Below are 13,723 nucleotides of genomic sequence, written 5' to 3'. Positions count from 1 at the left end.
GCCGCACCGGCCACCGTCTGGCGCATGGCCCCGGCCGTGCAGGCCTATCCCCAGGCCGGCGGCGGCAGCGCCGACGATGGCTGGCTGGTGATCTGGGAAGGCCCGCACCCCGGCGCCCCGCTGACCGGGGACAGCGGCAAGCTGCTGGACAACATGCTGCGCGCCCTGCGCCTGCACCACAGCGCCCATGTCTGGATCGCCGGGGTGCAGCGCCCCGGCAGCGAAGCCTTGTCGGCCGCCGGCCTGGCCGCCGAGGCGGTGGACTGGCAGCCACTGGACCAGTCCCTGCCGCACTGCCTGCAGCACACCCGCCCGGCCCGCGTGCTGGTGCTGGGCCTGCATGCGGCCCGCGCCGTGCTGGGCAGCGAGGAAGCCCTGGGCCGCCTGCGCGCCCAGGTGCACCAGTTGCACGGCACGCCCGCCGTGGTCAGCTACGACCCGGCCTACCTGTTGCGTTCACCGCACGCCAAGCCGGCCGCGTGGGCCGATCTGTGCCGCGCCCACGCGCTGCGCCCCCCCCCGGCGCCCTGAGCCTGCGCCCGAAAGGCCCCGGCCCCCTGTCCACCAGGATGCCCGGCATAATTGAGGGCTTGTCATATTTTGGAGATAACTCCGTGGAAACCTACCCTAGTTGGTAGCTTCCATCCTCTCCCTGTGCCCGATGGCCGACGCGGAAGGATTGGAAGCGCACCCTGCATCCCCGCCAAAGCCACAACAACATTTGGGAGAGCTGCATGCTCAATATCTTTTCGCTGTCCAATGGCCGTCTGGTCCAGGAAGAGATCGAATCGCTGGAAGAACTCAAGCAGTTCCAGCCCATCTGGGTCGACCTGGAGTCGCCCACCCTCGAGGAAAAGCGCTGGATCAAGCAGCACTACGGTCTGTCGATTCCTGAAGACGCGACCGACGAGGACATCGAGGAATCCGCCCGCTTCTATGAGGAAGACAACGGCGAGCTGCACATCCGCAGCGACTTCTTGGTGGACGACGAGGACGACCCGCGCAGCGTGCGCGTGGCCTTCATCCTGAACCAGCACAACACCGAGCTGAAAAGCTGCGGCGTGCTGTTTTCCATCCACGAGGAAGACATTCCGGTCTTCCGCCTGCTGCGCCTGCGTGCGCGCCGCGCGCCCGGGCTGATCGAAGAGGCCAAGGAAGTGCTGCTCAAGCTCTTCGACGCCGACGCCGAATACTCCGCCGACACGCTGGAAGGCATCTACGACGACCTGAAGAAGGTCAGCGCCCAGGTGCTGGATGGCAACGTCACCGACAGCGACGCCCAGACCGTGCTGGCCGACATTGCGCGCCAGGAAGACCTGAACGGCCGCATCCGCCGCAACATGCTGGACACGCGCCGCGCCGTCAGCTTCATGATGCGCAGCAAGATGCTGAATGCCGAGCAGTTCGAGGACGCACGCCAGATCCTGCGCGACATCGAGTCGCTGGACAGCCACACGGCCTTCCTGTTCGACAAGATCAACTTCCTGATGGACGCCACCGTCGGTTTCCTGAACATCAACCAGAACAAGATCATCAAGATCTTCTCGGTGGCCAGCGTGGCCCTGCTGCCGCCCACGCTGATCGCCAGCGTCTACGGCATGAACTTCCGCGTCATGCCCGAGCTGGAATGGGAATACGGCTACGTCTACGTGCTGGTGCTGATGGTGCTCAGCGCCGTGGGGCCCATGCTGTACTTCCGCAAGCGCGGCTGGCTCAAGTAAGGCCGCAGGCAATCCAAAAAAGGAGCGGCCAGCGATCATTCCAAGCCAACTTCAGATGGTTTAACGCCTGAAATCAAGGCAGAACGCGCGCCACACGCTCACTTTTTCACGGTTCTTTGGCCGCCACGGTGGCCACACCGTGCGGCCGCTGCGCCCTCAGCCCATGCGGCAAGCGGGGTGCGCCATCCAGCCCAGCCCCTGGCTGGTGCCGTGGCGCGGGCGGTATGCACAGCCCACCCAGCCGCTGTAGCCCAGGGCATCGATGAGGTCGAACAGATAGGGATAGTGCAGCTCGCCCCCATCCGGCTCGTGCCCCTCCGGCACACCCGCCACCTGGATGTGGCCGACGCGCCCCGTGGGCAGGTAGGTGCGCAGCTTGGTGGCCACATCGCCCTCCATGACCTGGCAGTGGTACAGGTTCATCTGCACCTTCAGGTTGGGCGCCGCCACGGTCTGCACCAAGCTGTGGGCCTGGTCCTGGGTCTGCAGGAAATAGCCCGGCATGTCGCGCCCATTGATCGGCGCGACCAGCACCGCCACCCCCACGTCGGCGGCGGCCTGCACCGCCCAGCGCAGGTTTTCGTGGGCCGTGCTGACCAGGGCTTCGCGCGCCAGCGTGTGCGGCACCAGGCCGGCCATGACGTGGATGCGCGGGCAGCCCAGCACCTGGGCGTAGTGCAGGGCCTGCCAGACGCCTTCGCGAAATTGGGCCTCTTCCCCGGGAATGCACAGGCTGCCGCGCCGCCCGGCCTCCCAGGCCTGGGCCATCTCCGCCAGATTCCCGCCCCCGGCCGGGGCGTTGAACAGCACCTGCTGCAGGCCATGCTGCACCAGCTGCTGCGCCAGCTCCTCGGCCGCGTAGGCATAGGGAAACAGGTATTCCACCGCCCGGAAACCATCCCGGGCGGCCGCACCGAAGCGGGCCAGGAAAGGCAGCTCGGTGTACATCAGCGAGAGGTTGGCGGCACAGCGGGGCATGGTTGCATTATGGGAAATTGCACCGCCGCCGCTTTGACGCTGGTCGGGTGGCGGCCACCCCGCGTCGCAGCGGCCCTCCCGCTCACCCCCCAGGGCCCCGGGGTCATGCCGGCGCGCAGCCGACCTGCCCGCGGTCGCGCCTAGCCCCGCTCCAAGCAGAACACGGCCGTGCTGGCGCGCAGATTGGGCCAGCTGCGGATGACCTGGCCTTCGCGCAGGCCAAAGGCATCGACCACGTGCAGCCGGTTCTTGTGCGCCAGCACCTCGAAGTCCTTGAACGTGCCCACGCGGATGTTTGGCGTGTCGTACCACTGGTAGGGCAGGTGGCGCGTCACCGGCATGCGCCCGCGCAGCACCGAGAAGCGGTTGGGCCAGTGCGCGAAGTTGGGGAAGCTGACCACGCTCATGCGGCCCACGCGCGCGGTCTCGCGCAGCATGGTTTCGGTGTTGCGCAGGTGCTGCAGCGTGTTGATCTGCAGCACCATGTCGAAGCTGTTGTCCTCAAAGATGGCCAGGCCGTCGTCCAGGTTCAGCTGCAGCACGTTGATGCCGCGCTGCACACAGGCCAGCACGTTGGCGTCATCGATCTCCACGCCATAGCCGGTGCAGCCCCGCTCGCGCTGCAGGTACTGCAGAAAGCTGCCGTCGCCGCAGCCCAGGTCCAGCACGCGGGCGCCCTGGGGCACCAGCTGTGCCAATGCTTGCATGGTGGGGGTCGCGCTCATGCGGAGAACTCCTTGGCAATGCCGTCAAAGTAGGCGCGCATCGCGGCCAGGTAGCGGGGGTCGTCGAGCAGGAAGGCGTCGTGCCCATGGGGCGCGTCGATCTCGGCATAGCTGACGTCGCGCCCGTTCTGCAGCAGGGCCTGCACGATCTCGCGGCTGCGCCCCGGCGCAAAGCGCCAGTCGGTGGTGAAGCTGACCAGGAAGAACTTGGCAAGACTGCGGGTCAGCGCCGCCTTCAGGCTGCCCCCGTACTTCTTGGCAGGGTCGAAGTAATCCAGCGCCCGCGTGATCAGCAGGTAGGTGTTAGCGTCGAAGTAGCCGCTGAACTTGTCGCCCTGGTAGCGCAGGTAGCTCTCGATCTCGAACTCGATGTCCTGGGTGGTGAACTGGATGTCGGGGCCGTTGCGCAGAGCGCGGCCGAACTTCTGGTTCATCACATCGTCGCTCAGGTAGGTGATGTGGCCGATCATGCGGGCGATGCGCAGCCCGCGCTGCGGCACCACGCCGTGGGCGTAGAAGTCACCGCCGTGGAAGTCCGGGTCGGTGACGATGGCGCGGCGCGCCACCTCGTTGAAGGCGATGTTCTCGGCGTTCAGATTGGGCGCGCTGGCCACCACCACGGCGTGGCGCATGCGCTCGGGGTACTGCAACGTCCAGCTCAGGGCCTGCATCCCCCCCAGGCTGCCACCCAGCACGGCAGCCAGTTGTGCGACGCCCAAGCGATCGAGCAGCAGCGCCTGGGCGTTGACCCAGTCCTCCACCGTCAGCACGGGGAAGCTGGAGCCATAGACCTCGCCGGTCTCCGGGTTCGTGTGCATGGGGCCGGTCGAACCAAAGCAGGAGCCCAGGTTGTTGACGCCGATGACGAAGAACTTGTTGGTGTCCACGGACTTGCCGGGGCCGATCATGTTGTCCCACCAGCCCTCGCTCTTGGGCTGGCCGGCGTACACGCCCGCCACGTGGTGCGAGGCATTCAGCGCATGGCAGACCAGGATGGCGTTGGAGCGGTCGGCATTCAGCGTGCCATAGGTCTCGTACGCAAGGGTGTAGTCACGGATGTGCTTGCCGCTTTGCAGCGGCAACGCATCCGGAAAGTGCATGGTTTGTGGTGTGGCGATGAAGGACATGAAAAAACCCGGCATCGCTAAAAACGAGGCCGGGTTCTGTGCAAGCGGTTTCGTCTTTAGCAGGATTTATAAAGCGCCCGCAAGCAGAAGCAAATCGGCGCATGCAGGGCATTATGCCAAACCCGGCACCCCTGTGGCGAACAAGGCCACCACGCCCAGCACCAGGAAGATCAGCGCCGAAATCACATGCACCAGGCGAATCGGCACCTTCTTGACCAGCTTGTCGCCCAGCCACACCACGGGGGCATTCGCCAGCATCATGCCCAGCGTCGTGCCCAGCACCACCCACAGGTAGGCGTTGTACTGCGCGGCCAGCATGACCGTGGCGATCTGCGTCTTGTCCCCCATCTCGGCCAGGAAAAACGCCACCACCGTGGTACCGAACACCCCCCAGCGCGAATGCCCGGCCACCTCGTCATCTTCCAGCTTGTCCGGGATCAGCATCCAGACTGCCATCGCTATGAAGGACAGACCCAGGATCCAGCGCATGGCGTCGGGCCCGATCATGGCGTTCACCCACGCACCGACGGCACCGGCCAGGCCATGGTTGACCACGGTGGCAACAAAAATGCCCAGAACAATCGGCCAGGGTTTGCGAAAACGTGCGGCAAGAACCAGGGAGAGCAACTGCGTTTTGTCGCCCATTTCAGCCAAGGCGACAATACCGGTCGATACGAGAAAAGCTTCCATAGTGGGGGATTTTTAGACGGCTGGACGAACAAACACGCATTGACTGCCGCCGCGTCCAGCCTGGATACGGTTGCAGCCAATGGTCTTGCCCAGCTTTTGAAGCCGCATGCACCATAGCGCACTCGCGCCAAGTCTGTTGATACATGCTTTTGGCGCATTGCACGCCAAACGGACTACTCCCCAAAGACGGGGACTATTGTAGCGATTTGCAATATTTATCGCCCTCCGCCGAAGCACACCACTGTTATCAAGATGGAATTGCGGGTTAATACGAGTGCTTTGTTGTATAGGAGCACAAATTTGACAAAACCCCAGTGACCTCCAGATAGCTTGCGACATAATGGGCTCGCTCCCGGGTACTCGGGTACAGGAGCAAGTGCGTTTGCGTCTCTAAGGTAGGTCAAGCCTCAGGTTGGCTTCGGTTAGGGCTCCATCGCGTTTCAAGTCTTTTTCTAGGAGTCCTCCATGGGCAACAAACTTTACGTGGGCAACCTGCCTTACGCTTTCCGCGACAACGACCTCGAGCAGGCGTTCTCCGAATTCGGCGCTGTGCAAAGCGCCAAGGTCATGATGGAGCGTGACACCGGCCGTTCCAAGGGCTTCGGCTTTGTGGAAATGGGCAGCGATGCTGAAGCCCAAGCTGCTATCCAAGGCATGCACGGTCAAAACTTCGGCGGCCGCGATCTGGTCGTGAACGAAGCACGCCCCATGGAACCCCGCCCTCCCCGTAGCGGTGGCTTCGGCGGTGGCCGTGGCAACGGCGGCGGCTTCGGCGGCGGCGGTTTCGGTGGTGGCCGTAACAGCTACTAATCCCGAACGCGCGTCTTGACGCGACGCTCCATAAAAAAAGGAACCGCAAGGTTCCTTTTTTTTATGGCCGTTTTATTTTCCTAAACCGCTTGTATTTCCATAAAAACTCTGCGGATAATGTTTCCGCGGAATTTCCGCTTTCTGTTTACCAATACCAACAAATGGGTGCTTTCAAGACATCGGCACCCCATTGGTTTCGGCTGAGGAGCGAGTGATGGGCAGTAAGTTGTATGTAGGCAATTTGCCATATGGCGTTCGCGATCACGATTTGGAACAGGCTTTCGTGCCATTTGGCACAGTGGCCAGTGCCAAAGTCATGATGGAGCGCGATACCGGGCGTTCCAAAGGCTTTGGCTTTGTGGAAATGGGCAGTGACGCCGAGGCCAGTGCAGCCATTCAGGGCATGAATGGCCAACCCCTGGGCGGCCGCAGCCTTGTGGTCAATGAAGCACGCCCCATGGAACCCCGCCCGCCCCGTTCCGGAGGCTACGGCAGCTATGGTGGCAACCCGAATGCAGGCAACAACGGGTTTGCCGGCCGCGGGGAAGGCAGCTTTCGCAGCCCCTATGGCACCGGCCCACGTGGGCGCGGCAACCCAGGTTATGGACAGAACCCCGAAGGGGGCAACCGATTCAAGAACGACCATTAACTTCTTGAAACAAAAAAGGCCCTGAGGGCCTTTTTTGTTTTTGCAAGAATAATCCTACATTTATATTTCTTATATTCTCACGCAGCGGTATTCATCACTTGCGTGATTCGATCACACCCCGCACCCGCCCCTTGAGTTCAATCACTTGGGACAGATTGTCGTAATTCATGCTATCCCCGACAAAACGGCTTCCACCGCGTGTCAACACGACGGGCAAATGGGAGCGAACGCGCTCTTCCTTCGTCCAGGAGTGCAGAAACTCGCCCTCCACCTGCAAGGCCGCCTGGGGCTGACCGGGCACCACGCGCCGTACCTTGGCATCCCCCCACAGCTGCACCTCAGAGGCGTCCGAATTGCTGATACCGCGTTGGGCGGCAGAGGTCGTGACCGTGCCATCCGGCGCAATGCTGCGCGTGCGCACCGCATCCACTTCCAAGGTGTCGGACAAGGGCAAATGGCGCGCCATATCCCCCTGGATCACACTTTGCAAACGCCCGCTGGCGTCGAACTGGTGCACCGAAAAATCACGCATCGTGTAATCCGGATTGGCCGAAGCTACCGAGTCAGCGGGACCTGCCAACGGCTTGGGAGCATTGCGCACCAGCCACCAGGTGCCCAAGGCCAGCACTGCCATCAGCATGATGGGCAGGTAAACGGACAGTTGCTCCCAGACACGTTGCAAGGTTTTTTTCATCGCAGATAGGTCTCCAGCAAGCGGTGGTAGTGCCCACCGGCCTGCAGCAGCAGATCACACAACTGGCGCACCGCTCCCTGGCCGCCAGGCAGGTCGCTCACCCAATCGGCACGGACCAGGTTTTCCGCGTGGGCGTTGCGCGGTGCACACGCCAAGGCACAGCGCTGCATCACGGGCAGATCCGGCCAGTCATCGCCCATGGCGGCGGCTTGGGCCCAATCCAGCCCCAGGCTGTCCAGAATGGACTGCGCAGCCGGCACCTTGTCTTCAGTACCGTAGACCGCATGCTGCACCCCCAACTGCTTGAGGCGCAAGCGCAGCGGCGCGGAATCCCGCCCCGTGACCACCGCAGGCACGATTCCCGCCTTCTGCAGCAGCTTGATGCCGTGCCCATCCAGGGTGTTGAAGCGCTTGAGGGTCTCGCCATGCTCGCTGAACAGCAGGCCCCCGTCGGTCAGCACGCCATCCACATCCAGGAACACCACCCGCACCTGCTGGGCCTTGGCAAGCACCGAGGCCTCGCAACGCACCGACCTGTCCATTTGCATTGCGTCCATCAGATCACCTTGGCCAACATCAGGTCCCGGATATGGACCATGCCCACCAGGGTTCCTGCTGCATCCGTGACCAGCACCGACGTGATGCCGTGGCGCTCCATCAACTGGGCCGCATCGGCTGCGAGGGCATCGGGACTGATCGTGCGAGGTTGGGGGTGCATCAGGTCTGCGGCCTTGGCCGCACGCAGATCTGTGCCGTCTTCGATGCGGCGGCGCAGGTCACCATCCGTGAAGATGCCCAGCACCCGCCCCGCGGCATCCACCACCGCACTGGCCCCCATGTTCTTGGCGCTGATCTCGCGCATCAGGCGGTCAAACCCGTCCTGCGCCAGCACCTGCGGCACGTCGTAGCCGCTGCGCATGACGTCGCGCACATGGGTCAACAGTTTGCGGCCCAAGGCACCACCGGGGTGGGACAGCGCAAAGTCTTCGGCCTTGAAGCCGCGCGCCTCCAGCAAGGCGGCCGCCAGGGCATCGCCCAGGGCCAGTTGCACCGTGGTACTGGCGGTGGGCGCCAGATTCAAGGGGCAGGCTTCCCGCTCCACGCTGGTGTCCAGCACCCAGTCCGCATGCTTGGCAAGGCTGGAGGTCAGGCCCCCGGTCATGCCGGCAATGCGCACGCCCTGGCGCTTGAGGGCCGGCAGCAGCGATGTCAGCTCCTGACTCTCGCCACTGTTGGAGATCGCCAGCACCATGTCCTTGTCGGTCACCATGCCCAGGTCGCCATGGCTGGCCTCGGCCGGGTGCACAAAGAAGGCCGGCGTGCCGGTCGACGCCAGGGTGGCAGCGATCTTGCGCCCGATGTGACCACTTTTGCCCATGCCCATGACCACCACACGCCCGGGCGTCGCCAACATGGCCTGCGCCACCTGCACAAAGGAATCGTCCAGCCGCTGGGCCAGCGCCTGCAGCGATTGGATTTCAATGGTCAAAGTCTCACGCGCCGTGGCCAGGGCCTGCGACGCGCCCAGTACGGGCGAGGTCGGCATGGGGATGTTCATGGACGGATTTTATCGGTGCGGCCGAGACCCCGCCGCCCCATCGGACCTACGCCTAACGCAAGCAGGGCCAGGGTGGCGGCTCCGCCGCAGAAACCACCCACGGACGCCGACCTGATCGCGCGTGCCACTGCGTCAGAATCCGCCACTGATTACACTTTTTGCATTCACCGCCTTGCGACCGGCAAGGCCCTTCGTTTCCGGCGGGAGCGCTGCCGATGCAGCCCCTGCCCCAGCAGCCCTTTGCGGCTTTGAAAACTGCGCGCCATGCACACCACCAGCGTCAACGACTACCTTCGCCAGCACATCCGCACCGTGTCCGACTGGCCTGCGCCCGGCGTGCAGTTTCGCGACATCACCCCATTGCTGCAGGACCCCAAGGTATTCCGCGTGTTGATCGATGCCTTCGTGCACCGCTACATGGATGCCGACAAGCGCCCCGATGTGGTGGCAGGCCTGGATGCCCGGGGTTTCATCCTGGGCGCCGTCATTGCCTATGAGCTGAACGTGGGCTTCGTGCCGATCCGCAAGAAAGGCAAGCTGCCCTTCACCACCGTCGAGGAAACCTACGAGCTGGAATACGGCAGCGCCACCGTGGAGCTGCACACCGATGCCGTCAAGCCCGGGGACAAGGTCCTGCTGATCGACGACCTGATTGCCACCGGCGGCACCATGATGGCCGGCAAGAAACTGATCGAAAAACTGGGCGCCACCGTCATGGAGGGTGCCGCGATTGTCGACCTGCCCGAGCTGGGGGGCTCCGAGCTACTGCGCACCACCGGCAAGCTGCCGCTGTTCACCCTGGTGGATTTCGCCGGCCATTGAGGCCCACGTCCTCCCTGTGGTGCGCACCCCACCGGCCCAGCCGGCTTTTTTTGTGCCTGTGCCCCGGGGGCCACAGATACATACCGTGACAGCGTTCACCGATGTGTCACGGCAAACTTGGTTTGTTTACATTTTCGCCTAACCCCCATGCCCTACCCCGCCAGCCACCGTTTCATGCCTGTCACCCCGCGCTGGCGGCGTGGGCTGGGGGCGCTGACCTGGCTGCTGGTGTGCCTGGGGGCCATGCTGTGCGGCGCCTGGGGCAGCACCGCCCTATACCTGGAAGCCCCGCAGACCCACAACATCGCGACAGCCCTGGCCCTGGTCTGGGGCTTCGCCTGGCTGGTGCTGCTCGGCTACGGCGCGCTGCAACGGCGCACCCTGCCGGTCATGGCCGGCGGGCTGGTGCTGATGCTGGCCCTGCTGGCCTGGTGGAGCACCATCGCACCACGCAGCGACCGGCGCTGGGCCGATGACGTCGCGCACCTGGTCGAGGCCGCGCCCGAATACAACGCCCCCCAGCACATCCAGCTGCGCCATGTGCGCAACTTCATCTGGCGCAGCGAGACCGACTACACCCCGCGCTGGGAAATCCGGAACTACGATCTGGCACGGCTGCGCAGCGTGGACGTGGCAGTGTCGTATTGGATGGGACCGGCCATCGCCCACACCCTGGTGTCGTTCGGGTTCGACAACGGCGAGCACGTCGTGTTCTCCGTGGAAATCCGCAAAGAGCAGGGTGAGCACTTCGACGCCCTGGCCGGCTTCTTCAAGCAGTACGAAATGGCCCTGGTGGCCGCCGACGAGCGCGACATCCTGGCCGTGCGCACCAACGCCCGGGGCGAAGAGGTGCACCTGTACCGCGCGAAGCTGTCGCCCGCCGCCATGCAGGAGCTGTTCCTGGCCTATGCCCAGCAGGCCTCGCAGCTGGCGCAAGCGCCGCGCTTCTACCACACGCTCACGGCCAACTGCACCACCATCGTCTGGCAGCTGGCACGGCGCATCGGCCAGGAACTGCCTCTGGACTGGCGCCTGCTGGCCTCGGGCTACCTGCCGGAATACCTGCGCGACGCCGACGGCCTGGAATCCATGCAACCGCTGCCGCTGCAGCGCAGCAACGGCCACATCAACGCCCGCGCGCAGAGCTGGCAACCCGCCCCCGGCCTGGACGACACCCAGGCCAGCATCGACTTTTCGCGCCACATCCGCGCCGGCATGCGCTCGCCGGCCCCACCTGCGGCCACCGGCCCGGCATGACGCCTACACTCGCGCACTATGACGCTGTTTTCGCCCTCCCGCTGGCACCTGGGGCTGGTGCTTGCTCTGGCCACCCTGCTGACGGGGTGCGCCGGTGTCACCGTCCGCACCACCGATCCGGCCACCTACCTGGCCGAGCGGCGCAGCGACGTGCTGACCTCGGGCGAACTCAGCCCCGCGGCGCAGGAGGCGCTGCGGGTGCTGGACCTGGACAGCAAGCGCTGCCTGGCCGACGTCCCCTGGTGCCACTACACGATCGCCACCGCCACCGGCCTGTACGACGAACAGCGCATGGCGACGCTGGCCGAGCTGTGGATCCTGCAGGCGCGCAAAGCGCAGCAGGTGCCCTCACTGCCCGGCACGCGCACCCCCGAGGATGTGCAGGCCTGGCTGGAAGCCGCACGCCACGCCTGGGCCTACCTGTTCTTCACCCAACGCAAACCCAGCGACCGGGCCTTCGAAGACCGCCAGGTCCAGGTGCGCGACTACTACAACCACGCCGTGCAACAGGCGGTCACCGGCCTGTTCGCGTTGCGCGGCGAGGCCGCCCCGTCCGCGCCCATCACCCTGGGCAGCTGGCACCTGACCTCGGACTTCTCGGGCGTCTGGCTGCCCGCCAACAAGAACATCCCCAACGAACTGGTGCCCGCCACCTCGCTGCGCTTTTCTGGGCTGCGCAACCAGTACCGCCGCGATGGCTTCGGTGCCGAGCTGGTGGCCGTGTTCCAGAGTGATGCGGACCGCGATCTGGCACGCACCGCCCAGGGCATGCTGGAAGGCCCGCCACGCCCGCCCTACCAGGAGTCGCTGTTTCCCGCCGTCACCGTGGTGCTGAACTTTGCCGGACAGAGCCTGGAAGAGGTCCTGTCCACGCGCGAGGTGCAACTGCAGGCCTTCGACCCCTACCGTGTCCGGCAAGTCGAGCTGGCCCGCACCCAGGTGCCGCTGGCGGGCAATTTTTCCTCGGGCTACGGGCTGTGGCTGGCGCGCTCCGGCTTTGCCACCCAGGCGCTGCGCACCCTGGTGGGGCTGAGCAACGGCATCGTGCGCCCCAGCATCTACCTGATGCAGCCCTACGACCCGAACCGACGCACCATCGTCATGCTGCACGGATTGGCCAGCAGCCCCGAGGCCTGGATCAACGTGGCCAACGAGGTGCTGGGCGACGAGAACCTGCGCCGCAACTACCAGATCTGGCAGGTCTACTACCCCACCAACGCCCCGCTGGCGCTCAACAACCAGGCCATTCGCCAGGCCTTGCAACGCACGCTGCAGCACTTTGACCCGCAGGGCACGGCGCGTGCCTCGCAGGACATCACCCTGGTGGGGCACAGCATGGGCGGGGTGCTGGCCCGCCTGATGGTCAGCAGCACCCAGGGCCAGGTGCTGGCGTCCATCACCGACACCTACGGCCTGGACCCGGACCAGCTGGACGAACAGCTGCGGCCCTTTGTCGAATTCGAACCCGTGCCCCAGGTCAGCAGCGCCATCTTCATCGCGGCCCCGCACCGCGGCACGGACTTTGCCAACAACCGCATCGCGCGCTGGGTGTCCAACCTGATCACGCTGCCGTTCTCCATGGTCGAGCAGTTCGCCGACCTCAGGCGCCAGCTGGCCAATGCGTCGCCACGCATCGGCAAGGACTCGCTGCTGCGCATTCCCAACAGCATCGACAACCTCAGCGACGCGGACGAGTACGTGCGCCTGATGGCCAACCTGCCGATCAGCCCCCGCGTGCGCTACCACTCCATCATTGGCAACGACACGCCCAACCTGCCGCTGGCCGACAGCAGCGATGGCATCGTGCCCTACCGCAGCGCCCACCTGGAGGGGGCCGCCTCGGAGCTGATCGTGCCCTTCAGCCACAGCGTGCAGGAGCACCCGCGCGCCATCGTGGAAATCCGCCGCATCCTGCACAACCAACTGCTGCCAAGCAACGCCCCAAGCAAGCCATAAGTCCAGATGGGTCAAGGGTCCGCCCGCGCAATCCCGCCACAATTTTCGATATGGAACCCCACATGCCCCCCACCTCTCCGCGCATCAAGGGCTGGTGCCCGGGCGCCTGGCAACCCATGGCTTCGGGCGATGGGCTGGTCGTGCGCGTGCGCCCCCCGCTAGGCCGATTGAGCGCGGCGCAGGCCGTGTTGCTGGCGGACCTGGCCACCCGCTATGGCAGCGGAACGCTGGAGCTGTCGAACCGTGCGAATGTGCAGTTGCGCGGTGTGGACCCGCAGCAGCACGGCGCCGTGCTGCAGGCCCTGGCCGCGGCGCAGCTGCTGGATGCCGACGCCCGCCAGGAACAGCTGCGCGCCATCGTGATCGACCCGCTGCACCAGTCCGGCGACGGGGTCCTGGCCAGCGCCCAGGCCCTGCAATCCGCGCTGCAACAGGCACCGGCAGAAGTGCTGCAGGGCCTGCCGGCCAAATTCGGCTGGCTCGTCGCTGGCCCGCAGCACACCCTGCTGACCACGGTTCCGGCCGATGTGCGCCTGCTGTGCCTGCCCGCGGAGCACGGCGCACCAGCGCCCCATCGCTGGTGGGTCCAGCCCGAGGGCTTGGACCAGGCCCTGGCCGCCCCCACGCTGGAGCACGCCATCGCCTGCGTGCTGCTGCTGGCCGGCTGGAGTGCCGCACAGGCGCGCCAGCGCCGCGCCCAAGGGCTGCACCCCGGGCGCATGGCCAGCCAGCTGGC

Annotated in this window: 14 protein-coding genes and 1 pseudogene; 8 read left to right on the top strand and 7 right to left on the bottom strand. The window is 65.2% G+C overall.

The features are described 5' to 3' along the window. Together SJH88_RS16250 and corA are read left to right on the top strand one after the other, a co-directional pair. The coding region (locus SJH88_RS16250; protein ID WP_274755090.1) for a uracil-DNA glycosylase family protein at positions 1-531 on the top strand (531 nt) is incomplete at its 5' end. Positions 532-734: 203 nt separating this feature from the next. Further along, complete coding sequence (corA, locus tag SJH88_RS16245; protein ID WP_274755089.1) at positions 735-1,721, top strand: magnesium/cobalt transporter CorA; 987 nt, start codon at positions 735-737, stop codon at positions 1,719-1,721. Positions 1,722-1,877: 156 nt separating this feature from the next. On the opposite strand, the gene otnI is transcribed toward corA, so the two are convergent. From otnI to SJH88_RS16225, 4 genes are all read right to left on the bottom strand, one after another. After that, on the bottom strand, positions 1,878-2,699 hold the full coding sequence (otnI, locus tag SJH88_RS16240) for a 2-oxo-tetronate isomerase (RefSeq protein WP_274755088.1): 822 nt from the start codon (positions 2,697-2,699) through the stop codon (positions 1,878-1,880). 140 nt (positions 2,700-2,839) lie between these two features. Further along, positions 2,840-3,424 carry a methionine biosynthesis protein MetW gene (gene metW / locus SJH88_RS16235; RefSeq protein ID WP_042416273.1) on the bottom strand — a complete coding sequence of 195 codons (585 nt, stop codon included), beginning with the start codon at positions 3,422-3,424 and terminating at the stop codon, positions 2,840-2,842. Continuing rightward, complete coding sequence (gene metX, locus SJH88_RS16230) at positions 3,421-4,551, bottom strand: homoserine O-succinyltransferase MetX (protein WP_274755087.1); 1,131 nt, start codon at positions 4,549-4,551, stop codon at positions 3,421-3,423. Before metX ends, metW begins: the two co-directional genes overlap by 4 nt. A 111-nt stretch (positions 4,552-4,662) precedes the next feature. Next, positions 4,663-5,241, bottom strand: coding sequence for a TMEM165/GDT1 family protein (locus SJH88_RS16225; RefSeq protein ID WP_043378440.1), 579 nt, complete (start codon positions 5,239-5,241; stop codon positions 4,663-4,665). 465 nt (positions 5,242-5,706) lie between these two features. Here SJH88_RS16225 and SJH88_RS16220 point away from each other — a divergent pair, with 465 nt between their 5' ends. Both SJH88_RS16220 and SJH88_RS16215 read left to right on the top strand, forming a co-directional pair. Beyond that, a complete protein-coding gene (locus tag SJH88_RS16220; RefSeq protein ID WP_042416267.1) occupies positions 5,707-6,051 on the top strand; it encodes an RNA recognition motif domain-containing protein in 345 nt (114 codons plus the stop codon). A gap of 214 nt (positions 6,052-6,265) precedes the next feature. Then, positions 6,266-6,700 (top strand): RNA recognition motif domain-containing protein, encoded by a 435-nt coding sequence (locus SJH88_RS16215; RefSeq protein WP_043378435.1) that lies wholly within the window; start codon positions 6,266-6,268, stop codon positions 6,698-6,700. A gap of 94 nt (positions 6,701-6,794) precedes the next feature. On the opposite strand, the gene lptC is transcribed toward SJH88_RS16215, so the two are convergent. From lptC to SJH88_RS16200, 3 genes are read right to left on the bottom strand one after another with little or no spacing between them, the layout of a single operon-like run. After that, positions 6,795-7,394 (bottom strand): LPS export ABC transporter periplasmic protein LptC, encoded by a 600-nt coding sequence (lptC, locus tag SJH88_RS16210; protein WP_274755086.1) that lies wholly within the window; start codon positions 7,392-7,394, stop codon positions 6,795-6,797. Continuing rightward, positions 7,391-7,951, bottom strand: a complete 561-nt coding sequence (locus SJH88_RS16205) for a KdsC family phosphatase (RefSeq protein WP_274755085.1) — start codon at positions 7,949-7,951, stop codon at positions 7,391-7,393. Before SJH88_RS16205 ends, lptC begins: the two co-directional genes overlap by 4 nt. Then, complete coding sequence (locus tag SJH88_RS16200) at positions 7,951-8,952, bottom strand: KpsF/GutQ family sugar-phosphate isomerase (protein WP_274755084.1); 1,002 nt, start codon at positions 8,950-8,952, stop codon at positions 7,951-7,953. The genes SJH88_RS16205 and SJH88_RS16200 overlap by 1 nt, the downstream gene beginning before the upstream one ends. Positions 8,953-9,216: 264 nt before the next feature. Between SJH88_RS16200 and SJH88_RS16195 the strand changes: the two genes are divergently transcribed. The 4 genes and pseudogenes from SJH88_RS16195 to SJH88_RS16180 form a co-directional block, all read left to right on the top strand. Then, positions 9,217-9,774, top strand: coding sequence for an adenine phosphoribosyltransferase (locus tag SJH88_RS16195; RefSeq protein ID WP_043378426.1), 558 nt, complete (start codon positions 9,217-9,219; stop codon positions 9,772-9,774). A 147-nt stretch (positions 9,775-9,921) separates the two neighbouring features. Next, on the top strand, positions 9,922-11,031 hold the full coding sequence (locus tag SJH88_RS16190) for an Lnb N-terminal periplasmic domain-containing protein (RefSeq protein WP_274755083.1): 1,110 nt from the start codon (positions 9,922-9,924) through the stop codon (positions 11,029-11,031). An 18-nt stretch (positions 11,032-11,049) separates the two neighbouring features. Next, the gene (locus SJH88_RS16185; protein WP_274755082.1) at positions 11,050-12,987 is read left to right on the top strand and encodes an esterase/lipase family protein; all 1,938 of its coding nucleotides are present in this window, start codon (positions 11,050-11,052) and stop codon (positions 12,985-12,987) included. 62 nt (positions 12,988-13,049) lie between these two features. Beyond that, positions 13,050-13,723, top strand: a pseudogene (locus SJH88_RS16180) (precorrin-3B synthase); the annotation flags it as partial.

The sequence above is a fragment of the Comamonas sp. GCA5 genome (genome assembly GCF_036541385.1).
In the GTDB taxonomy this organism is placed as follows: Bacteria; Pseudomonadota; Gammaproteobacteria; order Burkholderiales; family Burkholderiaceae_C; genus Comamonas; species Comamonas aquatica.
Note: the sequence above shows the minus strand (reverse complement) of the source record. Positions and strands in the feature narration are given on the sequence as shown.

Excerpts from the sequence above, each read along its gene's own strand:
- corA (WP_274755089.1), top strand. The coding sequence starts at position 735 with ATGCTCAATATCTTTTCGCTGTCCAATGGCCGTCTGGTCCAGGAAGAG.
- otnI (WP_274755088.1), bottom strand. The coding sequence starts at position 2,699 with ATGCCCCGCTGTGCCGCCAACCTCTCGCTGATGTACACCGAGCTGCCT.
- metW (WP_042416273.1), bottom strand. The coding sequence starts at position 3,424 with ATGAGCGCGACCCCCACCATGCAAGCATTGGCACAGCTGGTGCCCCAG.
- metX (WP_274755087.1), bottom strand. The coding sequence starts at position 4,551 with ATGTCCTTCATCGCCACACCACAAACCATGCACTTTCCGGATGCGTTG.
- SJH88_RS16225 (WP_043378440.1), bottom strand. The coding sequence starts at position 5,241 with ATGGAAGCTTTTCTCGTATCGACCGGTATTGTCGCCTTGGCTGAAATG.
- SJH88_RS16220 (WP_042416267.1), top strand. The coding sequence starts at position 5,707 with ATGGGCAACAAACTTTACGTGGGCAACCTGCCTTACGCTTTCCGCGAC.
- SJH88_RS16215 (WP_043378435.1), top strand. The coding sequence starts at position 6,266 with ATGGGCAGTAAGTTGTATGTAGGCAATTTGCCATATGGCGTTCGCGAT.
- lptC (WP_274755086.1), bottom strand. The coding sequence starts at position 7,394 with ATGAAAAAAACCTTGCAACGTGTCTGGGAGCAACTGTCCGTTTACCTG.
- SJH88_RS16205 (WP_274755085.1), bottom strand. The coding sequence starts at position 7,951 with ATGGACGCAATGCAAATGGACAGGTCGGTGCGTTGCGAGGCCTCGGTG.
- SJH88_RS16200 (WP_274755084.1), bottom strand. The coding sequence starts at position 8,952 with ATGAACATCCCCATGCCGACCTCGCCCGTACTGGGCGCGTCGCAGGCC.
- SJH88_RS16195 (WP_043378426.1), top strand. The coding sequence starts at position 9,217 with ATGCACACCACCAGCGTCAACGACTACCTTCGCCAGCACATCCGCACC.
- SJH88_RS16190 (WP_274755083.1), top strand. The coding sequence starts at position 9,922 with ATGCCCTACCCCGCCAGCCACCGTTTCATGCCTGTCACCCCGCGCTGG.
- SJH88_RS16185 (WP_274755082.1), top strand. The coding sequence starts at position 11,050 with ATGACGCTGTTTTCGCCCTCCCGCTGGCACCTGGGGCTGGTGCTTGCT.